This window comes from Mesorhizobium monacense (assembly GCF_056781675.1).
The window spans coordinates 3,928,170-3,944,879 of sequence record NZ_CM165567.1 but is presented as its reverse complement, the minus strand read 5'-3'; the positions used below and the strand labels follow the sequence as shown (position 1 = coordinate 3,944,879).

The following is a 16,710-nucleotide window of genomic DNA, read 5'->3' as shown; positions in this document are numbered from 1 at the left end:
ATCAAGCTGAGGAGAAACGCGATGGCCGCCCAGAAAATCGATGCTGAGACAATCGCCGATTACCAGCGCGATGGCGCGGTCTGCATCCGCGGCGCCTTCAAGGACTGGGTCGAGACAATTGCCGACGGCATCGAGCGCAACATCCAGAACCGCAGCGCCACCGCCTCCGACATCGCCAATGGCCGCGGCAGCTTCTTCGACGATTACTGCAACTGGGAGCGCATTCCCGAATTCGTCGACGTGGTTCGGAACTCGCCCGCCGCCGAACTGGCGGCGGCTGTGATGCAATCGCGCAGCGCCCAGTTTTTCCACGACCACGTGCTGGTCAAGGAGCCGGGTACGCAGAAACCGACACCCTGGCACCAGGACATCCCCTATTATTTCGTCGACGGACAGCAGACCGTGAGCTTCTGGATCCCGATCGATCCGGTCAAGGAGGCGACCTTGCGGCTGATCGCCGGCTCGCACAAATGGGACAAGATGATCCTGCCGGTACGCTGGCTCGACGACAGCAATTTCTACACCGGCGAGGGTGACTACCTGCCGGTGCCAGATCCCGACAAGGATTCCTCGATGAAGGTCCTCGAATGGGAGATGGAGCCGGGCGACGCCATCCTGTTCGACTTCAGGACCGCGCATGGCGCGCGCGGCAATTTGACCGCGGCCCGGCGCCGGGCGCTGTCGCTGCGCTGGGTCGGCGACGACGCGCGCTACGTCGAGCGTCCCGGCCGCACGTCTCCGCCCTATCCCGGCCACGACATGAAGCCCGGGCAGAAACTGCGCGAGGACTGGTTCCCGATCGTCTTCCAGAGCTGATCGGCCGGATCACATTCGTCAGGTACGAACTTGCCGCGTCGATCCCATCGGCGGGCAATGTTCCCGTGCGCAATTGCTGCCAAAGTGCCAAGACGCCTTGACCCGTCGCTCCGAGACCAATAGCGGGTTCTGGACGAGGACGATCGGCAGCAAGAGGTGGCCATGAATGTTCTTCTTCTCGGCTCGGGCGGCCGCGAACATGCGCTCGCCTGGAAGATTGCCGCCTCGCCGCTGCTGACCAGGCTCTGCGCGTCGCCCGGCAATCCGGGCATTGGCCGTGAAGCCGAACTGGTCAAGCTCGACATTGCCGACCATTCCGCTGTCGCCGCCTTCTGCCAGGAGAAAAAGATCGATCTGGTCGTGGTCGGGCCGGAGGGGCCGCTGGTGGCCGGCATTGCCGACGATTTGCGCGCCTGGGGCATCCGCGTTTTCGGCCCGTCGAAGCAGGCGGCGCGGCTCGAAGGCTCGAAGGGTTTCACCAAGGACCTTTGCGCCAGATACGACATCCCGACAGCCGCCTATGGCCGTTTCGGCGATCTGGCTTCGGCGAAAGCCTATGTCGAGAAGACGGGCGCCCCGATCGTCATCAAGGCTGATGGGCTGGCTGCCGGCAAGGGCGTCACCGTGGCCATGACGCTGAAGGACGCGCTCGCCGCGCTCGACGCCTGTTTCGACGGCTCCTTTGGCGCCGCCGGCGCCGAGGTCGTGGTCGAGGAGTTCCTCACCGGCGAGGAGGCAAGCTTCTTCTGCCTGTGCGACGGCACCACCGCGCTGCCCTTCGGCACCGCGCAGGACCACAAGCGCGTCGGCGAGGGCGATACCGGCCCCAACACAGGCGGCATGGGCGCCTATTCGCCGGCGCCGGTGATGACGCCTGACATGGTCGAGCGAACCATGCGCGAGATCATCGAGCCGACGATGCGCGGCATGGCCGAACTCGGCGCACCGTTTGCCGGCATTCTCTTTGCCGGGCTGATGATCACGCACAAGGGGCCGAAGCTGATCGAATACAACACCCGTTTCGGCGATCCGGAATGCCAGGTGCTGATGATGCGGTTGAAGGACGACCTGCTGGTGCTGCTCAACGCCGCCGTCGACGGCCAGCTTGCGCACAGCTCGGTGCGCTGGCGCGACGAGGCGGCGCTCACCGTGGTGATGGCGGCGAGGGGCTATCCCGGCACGCCGGAAAAAGGCTCGGTCATCCGCGGCCTCGACGAAGCCGCCAGCGACGGCGCCCAGATCTTCCACGCCGGCACCGCCATCAATGGCGGCGCGCTCGTCGCCAACGGCGGCCGGGTGCTCAATGCCACGGCGACCGGCGCAACCGTCGGCGAAGCGCAGAAACGCGCCTACGCCGCGCTCGACCGCATCGACTGGCCGCAAGGTTTCTGCCGCCGCGACATTGGCTGGCAGGCAGTTGCGCGCGAGAAGGCCGGCGCCAGCTAGGTTCGGCACCCTGCGGGCGGAGCCTTCAACGCTGGCTGCGGTCGATTTCGGTCGAGGCGGTGCTGACAGGGTCGGCTGCGGCAAAGGCGGCCTCGAGCTGCGCGTTTGAACGCTGCTCTGTCCGCTTCCAGGCGACATGCTCGGCAATGCCGAAGCGCGGGCGCCGCGGCACTGTCTTCACCACCGGCATGCTGAAGCCGTCGCGGAACCTTTGCCAGCGCGCTCCGAGCACCGCGACCATTTCCTCGAATGTCGGCGGCGTCGCCACATCGGCGTAGGTGACGGTGAATTTGCCGGCGAGCCCGTCCGCGCGCGAGACCGGCACAGGGATCGAAGCGAGATAGTCCGCCGGCACGTCGATCAGCCCGCCGAAGGCCCATTGCGTGCGCAACTGGTCGGCGTTCGTGGGCGCGACATTGACGTCGATATCATTCGGCGTGCCCGCCACCCGGTAAGGGCAGCGGAAGCGCCCGCAATTGGCCTGCGCCGAGAATTGCCAGAGTGCGTAGCCCTGCCAGTTGCCCATCGGAAAATGCGCGTCGATGTCGGGCTTGTAGCGCGCATACCAGAGCGGCAGCCGCGACAGCAGCCGGTATTGGTAGCGATTGTCGGCGATGTGCTGGGCGGTCTTGCCGTTGGTGTAGAGCACCGGGAAGCGGCCGACGCGCCGATGCACCTGGCGCACGAATTCCTCGGCATCCTCCAGCGACATCCACTGCGTCGGGTCGTTGCCCTCGAGGTCGAGGGCCATCAGTTCGTCCGGCGCCGGCTCGGCGAAGTCGATGAAATTGTTGGCCTGCTCGACCGGATTGCCGGGACGAGCAAGATGATAGGCGCCCCATTTCAGGCCGAGCGCCTTGGCCACCACCTTGCGCGTCTGGAACAGTTCGCGCGTCACCGCATGACGCTTCCACAGCGCCTTGCAGAGCCGCACCTCCGTCTCGTCGCCCGAGCAGAAATAGGGCGGCGGCAGCCCGTCGGAGGCCTTGTTGATGAAGCCGACGATGCGCTTGTCGGTGGCAAGCTGTCCCCAGTCGATGGAATTGTATTCGTAGGCGTCGATCACCAGCGCGCGGTCGGCATTCTTCCACGGCTCGGAGAAATCCGAGGCCTTTGCTGCCGTGCCCAGCACCATCGCCATCGCGATAAGTGCCAGGCGGCGAAGAGGGCGCGCCAGCGTTTTCAATCAGGGTGTCCCCACTGACCAGGGATCGATCCTGAACCGCTATGGTTAAGGAAATGCTTTTGTAGCGGCAGCCGGCTGTCAGCGGCGTATCAGCGGCTGGATCTCGAACGGGTCCGGCGCCGGCTCTTGCGGCAGCGTGCCCTCGGCCGCGCGCTTGCGATGGTGGGCGAGAGAGCATTGCGGCGAGCACAATATGCCGCGATCCGACCAGTAGGCTGCGCCGTTCTCCAGTCTGCCATGATGATACCAGAACCCCGTGGCCCGGTAGGGCAGGCCGCATTCGATGCAGCGATAAGCGTCGGGTCTGGCAAGCATGGGTGGTTCCGTTCCGGTCTGTCGCCGGCCGAATGCCGGGCTGACCCCGATTCTAATACGCCCCGCCGCGATTGCAAAATCCGCGTGACAAAGTTTGACGTTTACGTAAAAAGAAGATGGGAGCGAAGGGCGAATGGTTTTGCGGCCGCGCCGGCCCTAGGGTCGGCTGGCGGAAGCTGAGGAGGAGAAAGCGGCATGTATCGGGCACCGGTCGAGGACATCGCCTTCACGCTGAAGCACGTGGCCGGCCTGAAGCCGGCGCTGGAAGCCGGCACGTTCGGCGATCTCGGCGAGGACCTTGTCGACGCCATCCTGGCCGAGGCCGGCCGCTTCGCCAGCGACGAAGTGGCGCCGCTCTACAAGATCGGCGACGAGCATGGGGCGGTGCTGAAGGACGCGGCCGTCACCACGCCGCCAGGTTGGAAGGGCCTTTACCGGCGCTGGATCGACGGCGGCTGGAATGCGCTGTCCGGACCGGAAGAGTTCGGCGGCCAGGGCCTGCCCACCATGCTCGGCGTCGCCGCGCTCGAAATGTGGAACTCCGCCGCCATGGCCTTCGGCATCGGCCCGACACTGACCATGGGCGCGGTCGAAGCGCTCGACAAGCACGCCTCCGAGGTGCTCAAGGCCAAATATCTGGCAAAGCTCGTCTCCGGCGAGTGGATGGGCACGATGAACCTGACCGAGCCGCAGGCCGGTTCCGACCTCGCCGCCCTGCGCAGCCGCGCCGAGCCGGCCGGCGACGGCACCTACCGCATCTTCGGCCAGAAGATCTTCATCACCTATGGCGAGCACGACTTCACCGACAACATCATCCATCTGGTGCTGGCACGGTTGCCCGACGCGCCGGCCGGCACGCGCGGCATCTCGCTGTTCCTGGTGCCGAAATTCCTGGTCGGTGACGATGGCGCGCTCGGCGCGCGCAACGACGTTTTCTGCTCGGGCCTCGAGCACAAGCTCGGCATCCATGCCTCGCCGACCTGCACCATGATCTATGGTGACGGTTTCGACGGCGCCAAACCCGGCGCCATCGGTTGGCTGATCGGCGAGGAGAACAAGGGCCTCGCCTGCATGTTCACCATGATGAACAATGCCCGGCTCTGCGTCGGCATGCAGGGCGTGGCGGTGGCCGAGACGGCGACGCAGAAGGCGATCGCCTATGCCAATGAGCGCCGCCAGGGCAGGGCATCCGATTTTGCTGGCGCGGGCATGGCGCCGATCGTCCATCACCCCGACGTGCAGCGCAACCTTTTGACCATGCAGGCGCTGACCCAGATCGCGCGCGCCATCAGCTACTCCTGCGCGCATGCCATCGACCGCGCCCGTGTCGCCGAGGGCGAGGCCGCCGCCAACTGGCGCGACCGCGCCAATCTGCTGACGCCACTGGCCAAGGCCTTTTCCACCGATGTCGGCGTCGATGTCGCTTCGCTCGGTGTCCAGGTGCATGGCGGCATGGGCTTCATCGAGGAGACGGGCGCGGCAGCACTCTATCGCGACGCCCGCATCGCGCCGATCTACGAAGGCACCAACGGCATCCAGGCGATCGATCTGGTGGCGCGCAAGCTGCCGCTCGGCGGCGGCGAGCATGTGCATCGCTATATCGGCGAACTGAAGGCGGTAGCCGACGCGGTGCGTGTCTCCAACGTCGCAGGCTTTGGCCGCACCGCCGACAATCTCGATCGGGCGCTTGCCGATCTCGACGAGGCGACGCGCCTCCTGCAGAAGTTGCTGGCCGACGGCCGCTCGGACGAGGCATTGGCCGGCGCCACGCCCTATCTCCGGCTGATCTCGCTTGCCGCCGGCGGCGCCTATCTGGCGCAAGGTGCGCTTGCCGACCATGGCCGCGTCGCGCTCTGCCGCTTCTTTGCCGAAAACCTGCTTGGCGAGGTGCGCGCGCTCAAGGAGCGCGTCATCGGCGGCGCCGAAAGCCTTGCCGCCGCCGGCAAGGCGCTGATTTCCGCCTGACTCTCTGGCGTTCACAAGGAAAAGACCGTGACAGACCATATCCTCGTCGAGCGCCAGGGCGCCATCCAGATCATCCGCATGAACCGTCCGGACAAGAAGAATGCCCTGACACGCGCCATGTATGCGACAATGTCGGCCGCGCTCGTCGAAGGCGACGCCGATCCCACGGTTCGCGTGCATGTCTTTCTCGGCGTGCCCGGCGCCTTCTCCTCCGGCAACGACCTCGCCGATTTCATGGTCATCGCCACTGGCGGCGAGGGCGGGACGGAAGTCTGGGATTTCCTGATGGCCCTGGCCAAAGTGGAAAAGCCCATAGTGTCGGGCGTCGACGGCATAGCGGTCGGCATTGGCACCACGCTCAACTTGCATTGCGACCTGACCTTCGCCACCCCGCGCACCGTCTTCCGCACACCCTTCGTCGATCTCGGCCTGGTGCCGGAGGCGGGGTCGAGCCTGCTTGCGCCTGAGGTCCTGGGACGCCAAGGCGCCTTCGCGCTGCTCGGCCTTGGCGAGGGCTTTTCGGCCGAGCGGGCGAAGGCCGCCGGCCTGATCTACGAGGTGGTCGAGGAGGGCGCGCTGGAGGCCGCCGTGCTGGAAGCGGCTGGCCAGATCGCGGCCAAGCCACCGCAGGCGCTGAAGATCGCGCGCGACCTGATGCGCGGCTCTCGCGAAGACCTCGTCGCTCGTATCAAGGTGGAAAGCGAACACTTCCGCGACCGCCTGAAATCCGACGAGGCCCGCGCCGCTCTCACAGCCTTCATGATGCGCAAGAAGGCGGGCTGACCGAGCTATTGCCGCGCGGCGCTTTGGCATCACGGCGGGCACGGCAGAGTTGCGCCTTGTCTGGGGAAACTCGCGCATGGCGTGATTTTGGCCTGTGCATGCAACGTCTGGGCCGTGGTGACGGTGGAGTTTACGGCGCGGGCGCAATCGACGTCCGTTGCGGTCGCTTCCTGGCGCGGGCCGACTGGTCTTGCCTATGACCAGACCGAGCGGATGTCCTTTGCCGACGGGCTTCTTCCCGTGTCCATCGACCCCGGCCTGCCGAAGAAGGCAAGGCTGGTCTTCGAGTTGCGGCCGGACGAGGCCAGCAACGCAACCTTGCTGATTTCGGAGAAGCTGATGTCGGCGCTCGATTCGCAGGCCGAGATTTCGCTCGGGCCGGTCGCCACCGTATCCGACGGTCTGCCCGCCGGAACCGTCGACATGCTCGATCTGACGCAGCCGATCTGAATGACAGGCATCCAATGAAGGCAGAGCATCTGGTTGAGGAAGGTGGTGGGCGTGGCGAGGGGAAATGGCGGCGCCGCAGTCTTTGGGCGCTCCTCCTGCTCATTCCTTTGACCCTGGCCGTCGAGGCCTATGACAGCGTCAAGGCGCTGCTGGCCGACAATGACCTGTTTGCGCGCCGCGTCGCCTGGGGCCAGAGCGTGCATTTCGGCGGCAGCGACTGGAAACTGACCGATCTGCGCGGTGCCTTCGGCATGGCGAACCTGCCGCCGGATTCCGTGCCGGTCCTCGCCGACTTCTCGGTAAAGGTCGGCGATCCCGATCTGCAAAAACTCTGGCTTGGCTGCAAGGTCATGCTGATCGACGCAACGGGCCGGCGCTGGTCGCCGACATCGGCGGTGACGCTGAAGGCGCCGGGCGACGTGCAGACCTGCACGTCGGCGATCTTCTCCGGCGCCAAGACCGGCGATACGCTCAACCTGCGCGAGACCTTCCTGGTGCCGAAGGACGTGACGAAGACGATCCGGCCGGCGATCGGCCTCGCCAGCGAGAGGCCGTATTTCCTGCTGTTCCAGCTGGAAAAAGATTGAGAGCTGGATCGACGGCTAGGGATACAACCGCGTCTTGTCCCAGCCGCCCGCGGCATTGCGTGAAAACACGAGGCGATCATGCAGCCGGAACGGCCGGTCGTGCCAGAACTCGATCGTCTGCGGCACGATGCGGAAACCCGACCAATGTTTCGGGCGCGGAATCTCGCCGATCGGATAGCGCGCCGTGTATTCGGCGACGGCCTTTTCCAGTGCAAAGCGGCTTTCCAGCGGCCGCGACTGTTTCGAGGCCCAGGCGCCGATACGGCTGCCGCGCGGCCGTGTCGCGTAATAGGCATCCGCCTCGGCATCGCTGACGATCTCCACCGGTCCGCGCACGCGCACCTGCCGGCGCAGCGATTTCCAGTGGAAGCACATCGCCGCCGTCATGCTGCCGAGAATCTCGCGGCCCTTGGCGCTCTCGAAATTCGTGTAGAAGACAAACCCGCCTTCATCGAACCCCTTGAGCAGCACCATCCGCACATCCGGCATGCCGTCGGCATCGACGGTCGCCAGCGCCACGCCGTTGGCGTCGTTGATCTCGCTCTTCGTCGCGTCGTCGAGCCATGCGGCGAAAAGGCGGAATGGCTCGGCGGCCTCGGTAAAGTCACCGCTTGTTAACTCAGTTTCGCTCATAGTTTTTCTCAAATTGTCACGATGGCTGGGGAGGTTGCCGATTGTTGCGTATCGCGCAAGCTTTTGACAGCAGGCAATGGGGCGTTATCGCTTCGGCCAGCGCCAAGGCCTGGATCGTGATGGTCGCGCTGCCTCTTGCCGCTTGCGGCGCCGGCGGCTTCAGCCTGGAAAGAGCCGAGGTCGACCGTTCGATCCTGACCAGCAGCACGCCTGCTTCCGCCACGCCGACCGATCAGGACCGCGATTCGGATCAGACAACGATCGGCAATGCTGTGTCTTCCGCCGACATCGAACAGCTTGGCGACCAGGCCGTGCCATGGGCCAACGCCGGCACCGGGTCGCGCGGATCGATCACCGAACTGGTCGAACTGAAGGACGCGGGTCAGACCTGCCGCCGCTTCACCGCCTCGCGCGAGAGCTTCGACGGCGTCTCGATGTTCAAGGGCGAGTTGTGTATCGCCGGCGCCGGCGGCTGGCACATGCAGGACTTCAAGGCGCTCTGATTTTCCACCGCCATTTCTCTCCTTGCGCTACTGGAATTTCTTCCTATGCAAGCGCATATAGGGGGCAACCATGGACTCACTCCTTCTCCAGGGCAGGAAGCATGCGCGACCCCTATGAGGTCCTGGGCGTTGCCAAGAACGCATCGGCCAAGGACATAAAATCGGCGTACCGCAAACTCGCCAAAAAACATCATCCGGACCAGAATCCGAATGATCCCAAGGCGAAGGATCGTTTTGCCGCCGCCAACCAGGCTTACGAGATCGTCGGCGACGAAAAGACGCGCGCCGCTTTCGATCGCGGCGAGATCGACGCCAACGGCAAGCCGCGCTTCCAGGGCTTTGAGGGCGCGGCCGGTGGTGGCGATCCGTTCGCAGGCTTCCGCCGCCAGCAGGGCGCCGGCGGCTCGCGCTTCGAGTTCCGCTCGGGGCGTCCGGGCGGCGATCCGTTCGACGGCAACAGCGACATCTTCAGCCAGATCTTCGGCGACGCCTTCTCCGGCGCGCGTGGGCCTGGTGCGGGCGACCGCCGCCAGCCGGCGGCAGGCGCCGACCTCAACGTGACGCTCGATGTCACCATCGAGGAGGCGGCCACAGCCGAGAAGGTGACTGCGATGTTCCCCGACGGCCGCAAGGTGGCGGTCAAGCTGCCGGCCTATGTCGAGGACGGCCAGACCATCCGCCTGAAAGGCCAGGGCGAGCAGGGACCGGGACAGCCGGGCGACGCGCTGGTCAAGATCCGTTTCCGCCGTCATCCGCGCTACCGTCTCGAGGGCCGCGACCTGCATGCCGACCTGCCGCTGGCGTTGGCCGATGCCGTGCTGGGCGCCAAGGTGGCGGTCGAAACGCCGACCGGCCGGCTGGCGGTCAATATTCCGGCATGGTCGAGCTCGGACAAGGTGCTGCGGCTGAAGGGCAGGGGCCTGCCGGAAAAAACCGGTGGCCATGGCGACCTCTACGCCCATGTCAGGCTGATGCTGCCCGAGGGCGGCGACAGCGAGCTCGAGGCGCTGATGCGCCGTCGAAAAGGCTGATCGAGAGACTTTTCTCCCATGAACTGTCCGTTTTGAACGCTTGATGGGGCCTTGTGCCTGTGCGATAGGGCTCTCCACAAAGCAGACATTCTTGCGGAGAGTGCTCACATGGCGGGTGGACAGGGTCTTATGGCCGGCAAGCGCGGGCTGATCCTCGGCGTCGCGAACAATCGGTCGATCGCCTATGGCATCGCCAAGGCCTGCGTCGATCACGGCGCCGAAATCGCGCTGACCTATCAGGGCGAAGCCTTCAAGAAGCGCGTCGAGCCGCTGGCGGCCGAACTCAACGCCCATGTCGCCGGCCATTGCGACGTCACCGATCCGGAAAGCCTCGACGCGGTGTTCGCCGACATCGCCAAGCACTGGGGCAAGCTGGACTTCCTCGTCCATGCCATTGCCTTTTCCGACAAGGACGAGCTGACCGGCCGCTATGTCGAGACGACGCGTGACAATTTCCTGCGCACCATGGACATTTCGGTGTTTTCCTTCACCACCATCGCCAAGCGCGCCGAGCCGCTGATGACCGACGGCGGTTCGCTGCTGACGCTGACCTATTACGGCGCCGAAAAGGTGATGCCGCACTACAACGTCATGGGCGTCGCCAAGGCGGCGCTCGAAGCCAGCGTGCGCTATCTGGCCGTCGACCTTGGCGCCAAGAAGATCCGCGTCAACGCCATCTCCGCCGGTCCGATCAAGACGCTGGCCGCATCCGGCATCGGCGACTTCCGCTACATCCTGAAGTGGAACGAGTACAATTCGCCGCTGAAGCAGACGGTCACCCAGGAGGAAGTCGGCGATTCCGGCGTCTATTTCCTATCCGACCTCTCGCGTGGCGTCACCGGCGAGGTGCATCATGTCGATTCCGGCTACCATGTCGTCGGCATGAAGGCGGTCGACGCTCCCGACATTTCGACCGTCAAGGACTGAAGCAATTCCAGGAAAAGTGTGTAGCGGTTTTCCGTCCGGAATTGCGCAAAAACAAACGGTTAGCTTCCGACTGAAATCCCCTTGTGTCCAAGTCTGGCCCGAGCCTCGGAAGACCTGATGTACCCGCTCGTCTACTTCGTGCGCCACGGCCAGACGCAATGGAACGCCGAGTCCAGGCTGCAGGGGCAGGCCGACACCGATCTCAACGCGCTCGGCCGCGAGCAGGCGAGTCGCAACGGCAAGCGGCTGGCCGAGTTCATGCACAATCCGGAAGATTTCGACTTTGTCGCCAGCCCGATGCGGCGCACGCGCGAGACGATGGAGCGCCTGCGCGCCGCCATGAAGCTCGATCCGCTCGCCTACCGTACCGATCCGCTCCTCGTCGAGTTGAGCTTCGGCGACTGGCAGGGTTTCACGTTTGCCGAGCTCGAAGCCAGGGATCCCGGTTCGACCAGGCAGCGCAGCCTCGACAAGTGGAACTTCCAGCCGCCCGGCGAGGGCGCCGAAAGCTACCAGATGCTGCTCGAGCGGGTGAAGCCGTGGTTCGAAGCGCTCGATCGCGACACCGTCTGCGTGACCCATGGCGGCGTCGTGCGCGCGCTGTTCCGCCTGGTGCTGGGGATGCCCACGCGGGAGGCGGTCAGGATGGACGTGCCGCAGGATCGTCTGCTCCGGCTACAGGGCCAGAGCCTGGAATGGTTGTAGCTGTCATTCGATGTAGGTCACCGCACCTGTTTCGAGATCATAGATTGCCGCAACGACCTTCAGCTTTCCGTCCCGGGTGAGACCGGCCAACAGCTTGCTCGAAACGGACAGGCGCGTCGCGGTCCTGCGCGCGCTCTCCCTGGCGGTGTTGTCGACGAAATCGCCCGACTCACTTCGCACGGCGATCGCCGCGGGAAGGATTGGTTCGATCATCGGACCGATCGCGCCCGGATAGGTCGCGTTCTTGGCAACCACGTCGCAGGCTGCCTTGACGGCGCCGCAGCTTGTGTGCGCGAGGACGACAATCAACGGCGAGCCGAGCACCGCCGCGCCGTATTCGACCGTGCCGAGCGTCGCGGTGTCGACGAGATTGCCGGCGTTGCGGGCGATGAACAATTCTCCAATGCCGTGGCCGCCGAAGATCAGCTCCGGCGGGACGCGACTGTCGGCGCAACTGATGATCGTGGCCCAGGGCGCCTGATGTGCGGCGACGGCGCTCCGCTGCGCGGCAAGGTCGATCGAGCAGAGTTCCGGGTGGCTGACATAACGTTCGTTGCCGGATTTCAGCGCGGCAAGCGCTTCATCAGGGGATAGCGCGGGCGCAGCAGCCTCTGCCGCACGTGCCGACCAGGAAGCCCCGCCAAAACCGATCGCGACAAGCCCCGCGCCGGCCTTGAGGAAATCCCTACGGCCGACCCGCTTGCCCTTGCAGCCGCTGCACATTGTTCGGCCCCGTCGCCGATCTTCCGCTAGTGGTGGAAATCCACCTGATAGCTCAATCAGCGAACCGAGATTGCTCCCAAGAAACGGCGCTGGCAAGGGCCGGCCCAAGGCGCCTCAGCGCCGGGGTCGAAACGAGTGATGACAGACGGTGGCTGTCGCCCGCCACTGGAGAGCCGGAAATATTACTCGGTGTCCGGCAGTTCCATGTCGGTGACGACATTCTCGCCATTCGTCACGTCATAGGCGAGGACGATGTCCATGCCGGGCTTCAGTGCATCGAGATCGGTTTCGGCGTTCAGCTTGTAGGACTTGCCGTCTTCCAGCGTCAGCGTCAGCGTATCCTTGTCGATCTTCTTGATCAGGCCTTCGGTCTGGCCGGCAAAGGCGGCAGTGGAAATCAGCAGGGTGGCGGCAACAGCGCCAATCAGGGTACGCATCGTCGTCCTCATTATCATTGCACCGGCATGGGTAGCGGCGGATCCTCAACGGCGGATGGAAGAGAGCAGAAACCAACCGAATGTGTCAAAACTAAAACCGCCAGATCACAGTTTGACCGCTGTGGAAAACGCCAATAGAAGGCAGACTTGAACCGGCTCCGCCGCCGGGCAGGGCACTTCTCCATGTCTCATAACACGTTCGGCCACCTGTTCCGCGTCACCACCTGGGGCGAAAGCCATGGCGCGGCACTCGGCTGCGTTGTGGACGGCTGCCCGCCCGGCATCCGCTTCGCCCGTGAAGAAATCCAGGCCGAGCTCGACAAGCGCCGGCCGGGACAGTCACGTTTTGTGACGCAGCGTCGCGAACCCGACGAGGTCAAGGTACTCTCCGGCTTCATCCTCGACGACGACGGCGAGACGATGATCACCACCGGCACGCCGGTGTCGATGCTGATCGAGAATGTCGACCAGCGCTCCAAGGACTATGGCGAGATCGCCCGCCAGTACCGGCCGGGCCACGCCGACTACACCTATGACGTCAAATACGGCCTGCGGGACTACCGCGGCGGGGGTCGCTCCTCCGCCCGCGAGACGGCAGCGCGCGTCGCGGCCGGCGCGCTCGCCCGCAAGGTCGTGCCCGGCATGGTGGTGCGCGGCGCGCTGGTCTCGATGGGTGAAAAGTCGATCGACCGCGCCAACTGGAACTGGAACTTCATCGGCGATGCCGAAAATCCGTTCTTCACTCCCGATCCGGCATCCGTTCCCGTCTTCACCCAGTATCTAGACGGCATCCGCAAAGCCGGCTCCTCGGTCGGCGCGGTGATCGAGATCGTCGCCGATGGTGTTCCTGCTGGCCTCGGCGCGCCGATCTACGCCAAGCTCGACCAGGACATTGCGTCGGGCCTGATGTCGATCAACGCCGTCAAGGGCGTCGAGATTGGCAACGGCTTCGAGGCTGCCCGCATCACCGGCGAACAGAATGCCGACGAGATGCGTATCGGCAATGACGGCAAGCCGGTCTTCCTGTCCAACAATGCCGGCGGTATCCTTGGCGGCATCTCGACCGGCCAGGCGATCGTCGCCCGCTTCGCCGTCAAGCCGACCTCGTCGATCCTGACGCCGCGCAAATCAATCGACAAGGACGGCAAGGACGTCGAGGTCATGACCAAGGGCCGCCACGATCCTTGCGTCGGCATCCGCGCCGTGCCGATCGGCGAGGCGATGGTTGCCTGCGCGATCGCCGATCACTATTTGCGTCATCGCGGCCAGACCGGGCGCGTCTGACCTTCAACCTGCAAGCGGAAGCGAGCGTCGATGCCCTACGACCAGAAGAAAATCGTCGAAGCCCTGCGCGCCTTCGAACGCGGCGAGATCGTCGTCGTCATGGACGATGACGGGCGCGAGAACGAGGGCGACCTGATCGTCGCGGCCGTCCACTGCACGCCGGAAAAGATGGCCTTCATCGTCCGCAACACGTCCGGCATCGTCTGCACGCCGATGCCGCGCGAGGAGGCAAAGCGTCTCAACCTGTCACCGATGGTGGCCGACAATGATTCGGCCCACACGACGGCCTTCACCGTCAGCGTCGATTTCAAGCACGGCACCACGACCGGCATCTCGGCCGACGACCGCACGCTGACCGTGCGCAACCTCGCCAACGGCAATGTCGGCGCCTCCGATTTCGTCCGCCCCGGCCACATCTTCCCGCTGATCGCCCGCGAAGGCGGCGTGCTGATGCGCTCCGGCCATACCGAGGCGGCGGTCGACCTCTGCAAGCTCGCCGGCCTGCCGCCGATCGGCGTCATTTCCGAGCTGGTCAACGATGACGGCACCGTCAAGCGCGGCCCGCAGGTGCAGGCCTTCGCCGAGGAGCACGGCCTGAAGCAGATCTCGGTCGCCGACCTGATCGCTTATCGCCAGCGCAAGGAAACGCTGGTCGAACGCGTCGCCTGCTCCGACATCGATACGGCGGGCGGCAAGGCGCAGGTTTTCACCTACACGCTGCCCTGGGATTCGATGCACCACGTGGCGATCGTCTTCGGCGACATCCGCGACGGCGAGGAGGTGCCGGTACGGCTCCATTCCGAGGATGTGGTGAGCGACGTGTTCGGCACCAGCCATCGGCTCGATGCCATCATGAAGGCGATGGGCGAGCGCAAGCGCGGCGTAATCGTCTATCTGCGCGAAGGCTCGGTCGGCGTCGCCCATCAGGAGCGCAAGCGCCCAGCGAGCGGCGAGCGCGAAGACCATGAAGAGGCGCGCCGCCGCGAGAACGAATGGCGCGAAATCGGCCTTGGCGCGCAGATCCTGAAGGATCTCGGCATTTCCTCGATCAACCTGATCGCCTCGCGCGAACGCCACTATGTCGGCCTCGAAGGGTTTGGCATCCACATTGCCAAGACCGAAATACTCTAGGCTATTGGAGGCAATTGAGATGGGCTTCGAGGCATATCTCGGTTGTTTTGAGGATGGGGAGCGGAGCTATTTCCCAACGTCGATCGTGGACGACGCCTTCGCGCCATTCATCACCAGCCGCGAACCTGAATTCTCATGCTGGGTCGTTGCTTATGACGATACTCCGTCGGCTCTCGCTCAAGCCGATCTCTATCTCAATCTGGACCCTAGTGACGCCTCGCGATGCTCCGGCTTCACCGTCGCGCGGCCGCCAGATGATCCGCGTCTCTACAAGGCGTTGTGGGAGATTCTGCGTGTCACCAATTCCGCCATCTATTGCGCCGGAGAGTGCCCGCCAATGGTTGGGCGTGCCGAAACCATATCCCATCTAAGCCCGGATATGGTCGAGGCTCTGGGAAGTCCTGTTGTCGTTCTTGATGGGGACGAGATCTGCGATAGGCTTGGGCGGTCGTAGGGAGGCCAGGCTCTTTTCGAAGAAGCTGCGCCCGGTCCGCGTGCCGAACCGGACGCCTGTTGGTTATTCCGCGGGAACGGCGGCCACGTCGCATCCGTCCAGATCGCATGTGTGGGTGGCCAGGCTGCGCTGGCCGATGAGCACGGTGGCCAGCGCGATTGCGCCCGCGGCCACCGATACGAAAAACCCGTTCTGCGCGCCGAACGCGTCCACCACCGCGCCGGCGGCGAAGGAACCCAGCGCCATGCCGATGCCGATGCCGGTCGTTACCCATGTGACGCCCTCGGTCAGCATCGCCGCTGGCACACGCCGCTCGATCAGGCCGAATGCCGTGATGAAGGTCGGCGAGATCGCCACGCCGCTGACGAAGACCGCCAGCGCCAGAAGCGGCACCGTGTCGGCGACGAGCAGCGGCAGCGTGGTGAGTGCGATGACGGCGACCGCGATTGCCAGCTGGCGCTGCAGCGGCATCCTCAGGTTCAGGGCGCCGATGACGATGCCGAGGACGAACGAGCCGAGTGCGTAGACGCCGATGATGAGGCTGGCGGCGCCCGGCTGGCCCAGTTCCTTGGTGATCGCCACGGTGCTCACCTCGGTGGTCGCGAACGTCGCGCCGATGAAGATCAGGGCGAAGGTGATGATCTGAACCGGCCGCAGGCGAATTGCCGAGCCTTGCGAAGCTGAAGTCACCGGACGCACGCGCGGCTCGCTCGAGCGCTGCAGGATGAAGGCCGTCGAGCCCAAGGCGAGGAACAATGTGCTGACCAGCATTCCCGCTTCCGGGAACAGGGCGACGCTCAAGCCCACCGACAGCGAGGCCCCGGCGATATATACCAGCTCGTCCGCCGCCGACTCGAAGGCGAACGCAGTGTTCAGCTCCGGACGATCGCGGAAAATCTCGGTCCATCGCGCGCGCACCATGGCAGGGATGCTGGGCATGGCGGCGGCCAGCAGCGCCGAGGCGAACAGCGTCCATATCGGCCAATGGCGGTTGGCCGCCGCAATCAGCACTACGAAAGCGAGCACGGAGATGATCGTTGTGGGCACGACAATCCGCGTCTGGCCGAGGCGGTCGACCAGCCGCGAGATCTGCGGCGCGACGAAGGCGTTGGCCAGCGCGTATGTCGCGGAGACGGCGCCAGCCAGCCAGTATTCGCCATTCGTCTGCGACAGCATGGCGACGATGCCGATCGGCGCCATGGCGATGGGCAGCCGGGCAATGAAGCCGGCCGCGGCGAAACCTTTGGTGCCGGGAGCACGAAAGATTTCCGCATAGGGGTTTTGCATGGTCTGGCTCCTCGACAATTGCAGGATCGACATTTACATACGTGGCG

Annotated in this window: 19 protein-coding genes; 13 read left to right on the top strand and 6 right to left on the bottom strand. The window is 64.9% G+C overall.

Annotated features, from left to right (window positions below; genetic code table 11):
* Window positions 1-21: 21 nt before the first annotated feature.
* Both AC1RUK_RS19275 and purD read left to right on the top strand, forming a co-directional pair.
* Entirely contained in the window at window positions 22-816 is a 795-nt protein-coding gene (locus AC1RUK_RS19275; protein WP_481834344.1) for a phytanoyl-CoA dioxygenase family protein, read from the top strand.
* Window positions 817-978: 162 nt separating this feature from the next.
* Entirely contained in the window at window positions 979-2,262 is a 1,284-nt protein-coding gene (gene purD, locus AC1RUK_RS19270) for a phosphoribosylamine--glycine ligase (protein ID WP_481834345.1), read from the top strand.
* A 25-nt stretch (window positions 2,263-2,287) separates the two neighbouring features.
* Here purD and AC1RUK_RS19265 read toward each other — a convergent pair whose 3' ends face one another.
* Both AC1RUK_RS19265 and AC1RUK_RS19260 read right to left on the bottom strand, forming a co-directional pair.
* A complete protein-coding gene (locus tag AC1RUK_RS19265; protein WP_481834346.1) occupies window positions 2,288-3,448 on the bottom strand; it encodes a glycoside hydrolase family 25 protein in 1,161 nt (386 codons plus the stop codon).
* Between the two features lie 78 nt (window positions 3,449-3,526).
* Window positions 3,527-3,763, bottom strand: coding sequence for a hypothetical protein (locus tag AC1RUK_RS19260; RefSeq protein WP_481834347.1), 237 nt, complete (start codon window positions 3,761-3,763; stop codon window positions 3,527-3,529).
* 195 nt (window positions 3,764-3,958) lie between these two features.
* On the opposite strand from AC1RUK_RS19260, the gene AC1RUK_RS19255 reads away from it, so the two are divergent.
* The 4 genes from AC1RUK_RS19255 (at window position 3,959) to AC1RUK_RS19240 (ending at window position 7,548) form a co-directional block, all read left to right on the top strand.
* Complete coding sequence (locus AC1RUK_RS19255; RefSeq protein WP_481834348.1) at window positions 3,959-5,728, top strand: acyl-CoA dehydrogenase family protein; 1,770 nt, start codon at window positions 3,959-3,961, stop codon at window positions 5,726-5,728.
* A gap of 27 nt (window positions 5,729-5,755) precedes the next feature.
* Window positions 5,756-6,511 carry a crotonase/enoyl-CoA hydratase family protein gene (locus tag AC1RUK_RS19250; RefSeq protein ID WP_481834349.1) on the top strand — a complete coding sequence of 252 codons (756 nt, stop codon included), beginning with the start codon at window positions 5,756-5,758 and terminating at the stop codon, window positions 6,509-6,511.
* Window positions 6,512-6,592: 81 nt separating this feature from the next.
* A complete protein-coding gene (locus AC1RUK_RS19245; protein WP_481834350.1) occupies window positions 6,593-6,961 on the top strand; it encodes a hypothetical protein in 369 nt (122 codons plus the stop codon).
* A 14-nt stretch (window positions 6,962-6,975) separates the two neighbouring features.
* A complete protein-coding gene (locus AC1RUK_RS19240) occupies window positions 6,976-7,548 on the top strand; it encodes a hypothetical protein (RefSeq protein ID WP_481834351.1) in 573 nt (190 codons plus the stop codon).
* Window positions 7,549-7,563: 15 nt separating this feature from the next.
* On the opposite strand, the gene pdxH is transcribed toward AC1RUK_RS19240, so the two are convergent.
* Window positions 7,564-8,181 carry a pyridoxamine 5'-phosphate oxidase gene (gene pdxH, locus AC1RUK_RS19235; protein WP_481834352.1) on the bottom strand — a complete coding sequence of 206 codons (618 nt, stop codon included), beginning with the start codon at window positions 8,179-8,181 and terminating at the stop codon, window positions 7,564-7,566.
* 41 nt (window positions 8,182-8,222) lie between these two features.
* Between pdxH and AC1RUK_RS19230 the strand changes: the two genes are divergently transcribed.
* From AC1RUK_RS19230 to AC1RUK_RS19215, 4 genes are all read left to right on the top strand, one after another.
* A complete protein-coding gene (locus tag AC1RUK_RS19230) occupies window positions 8,223-8,684 on the top strand; it encodes an RT0821/Lpp0805 family surface protein (RefSeq protein ID WP_481834353.1) in 462 nt (153 codons plus the stop codon).
* A 101-nt stretch (window positions 8,685-8,785) separates the two neighbouring features.
* On the top strand, window positions 8,786-9,715 hold the full coding sequence (locus AC1RUK_RS19225; protein ID WP_481834354.1) for a DnaJ C-terminal domain-containing protein: 930 nt from the start codon (window positions 8,786-8,788) through the stop codon (window positions 9,713-9,715).
* A 108-nt stretch (window positions 9,716-9,823) separates the two neighbouring features.
* Window positions 9,824-10,642: an enoyl-ACP reductase FabI gene (gene fabI / locus AC1RUK_RS19220; RefSeq protein WP_481834355.1), complete on the top strand. Its 819-nt coding sequence runs from the start codon at window positions 9,824-9,826 to the stop codon at window positions 10,640-10,642.
* A gap of 117 nt (window positions 10,643-10,759) precedes the next feature.
* Entirely contained in the window at window positions 10,760-11,347 is a 588-nt protein-coding gene (locus AC1RUK_RS19215) for a histidine phosphatase family protein (RefSeq protein WP_481834356.1), read from the top strand.
* A gap of 3 nt (window positions 11,348-11,350) precedes the next feature.
* On the opposite strand, the gene AC1RUK_RS19210 is transcribed toward AC1RUK_RS19215, so the two are convergent.
* Together AC1RUK_RS19210 and AC1RUK_RS19205 are read right to left on the bottom strand one after the other, a co-directional pair.
* Window positions 11,351-12,070 carry a carbonic anhydrase gene (locus AC1RUK_RS19210; protein ID WP_481834357.1) on the bottom strand — a complete coding sequence of 240 codons (720 nt, stop codon included), beginning with the start codon at window positions 12,068-12,070 and terminating at the stop codon, window positions 11,351-11,353.
* 182 nt (window positions 12,071-12,252) lie between these two features.
* Window positions 12,253-12,507 (bottom strand): DUF1344 domain-containing protein, encoded by a 255-nt coding sequence (locus AC1RUK_RS19205; RefSeq protein ID WP_006204310.1) that lies wholly within the window; start codon window positions 12,505-12,507, stop codon window positions 12,253-12,255.
* Between the two features lie 183 nt (window positions 12,508-12,690).
* On the opposite strand from AC1RUK_RS19205, the gene aroC reads away from it, so the two are divergent.
* The 3 genes from aroC to AC1RUK_RS19190 are packed head-to-tail and all read left to right on the top strand — an operon-like array spanning window position 12,691 to window position 15,376.
* Window positions 12,691-13,791, top strand: a complete 1,101-nt coding sequence (aroC, locus tag AC1RUK_RS19200; RefSeq protein WP_481834358.1) for a chorismate synthase — start codon at window positions 12,691-12,693, stop codon at window positions 13,789-13,791.
* Window positions 13,792-13,821: 30 nt separating this feature from the next.
* Complete coding sequence (gene ribB, locus AC1RUK_RS19195) at window positions 13,822-14,922, top strand: 3,4-dihydroxy-2-butanone-4-phosphate synthase (protein WP_481834359.1); 1,101 nt, start codon at window positions 13,822-13,824, stop codon at window positions 14,920-14,922.
* Window positions 14,923-14,941: 19 nt separating this feature from the next.
* The gene (locus AC1RUK_RS19190) at window positions 14,942-15,376 is read left to right on the top strand and encodes a hypothetical protein (RefSeq protein ID WP_481834360.1); all 435 of its coding nucleotides are present in this window, start codon (window positions 14,942-14,944) and stop codon (window positions 15,374-15,376) included.
* Between the two features lie 63 nt (window positions 15,377-15,439).
* Here the strand turns inward: AC1RUK_RS19190 and AC1RUK_RS19185 are convergent, their stop codons facing one another.
* Window positions 15,440-16,663 (bottom strand): MFS transporter, encoded by a 1,224-nt coding sequence (locus tag AC1RUK_RS19185; protein WP_481834361.1) that lies wholly within the window; start codon window positions 16,661-16,663, stop codon window positions 15,440-15,442.
* Window positions 16,664-16,710: the final 47 nt, after the last annotated feature.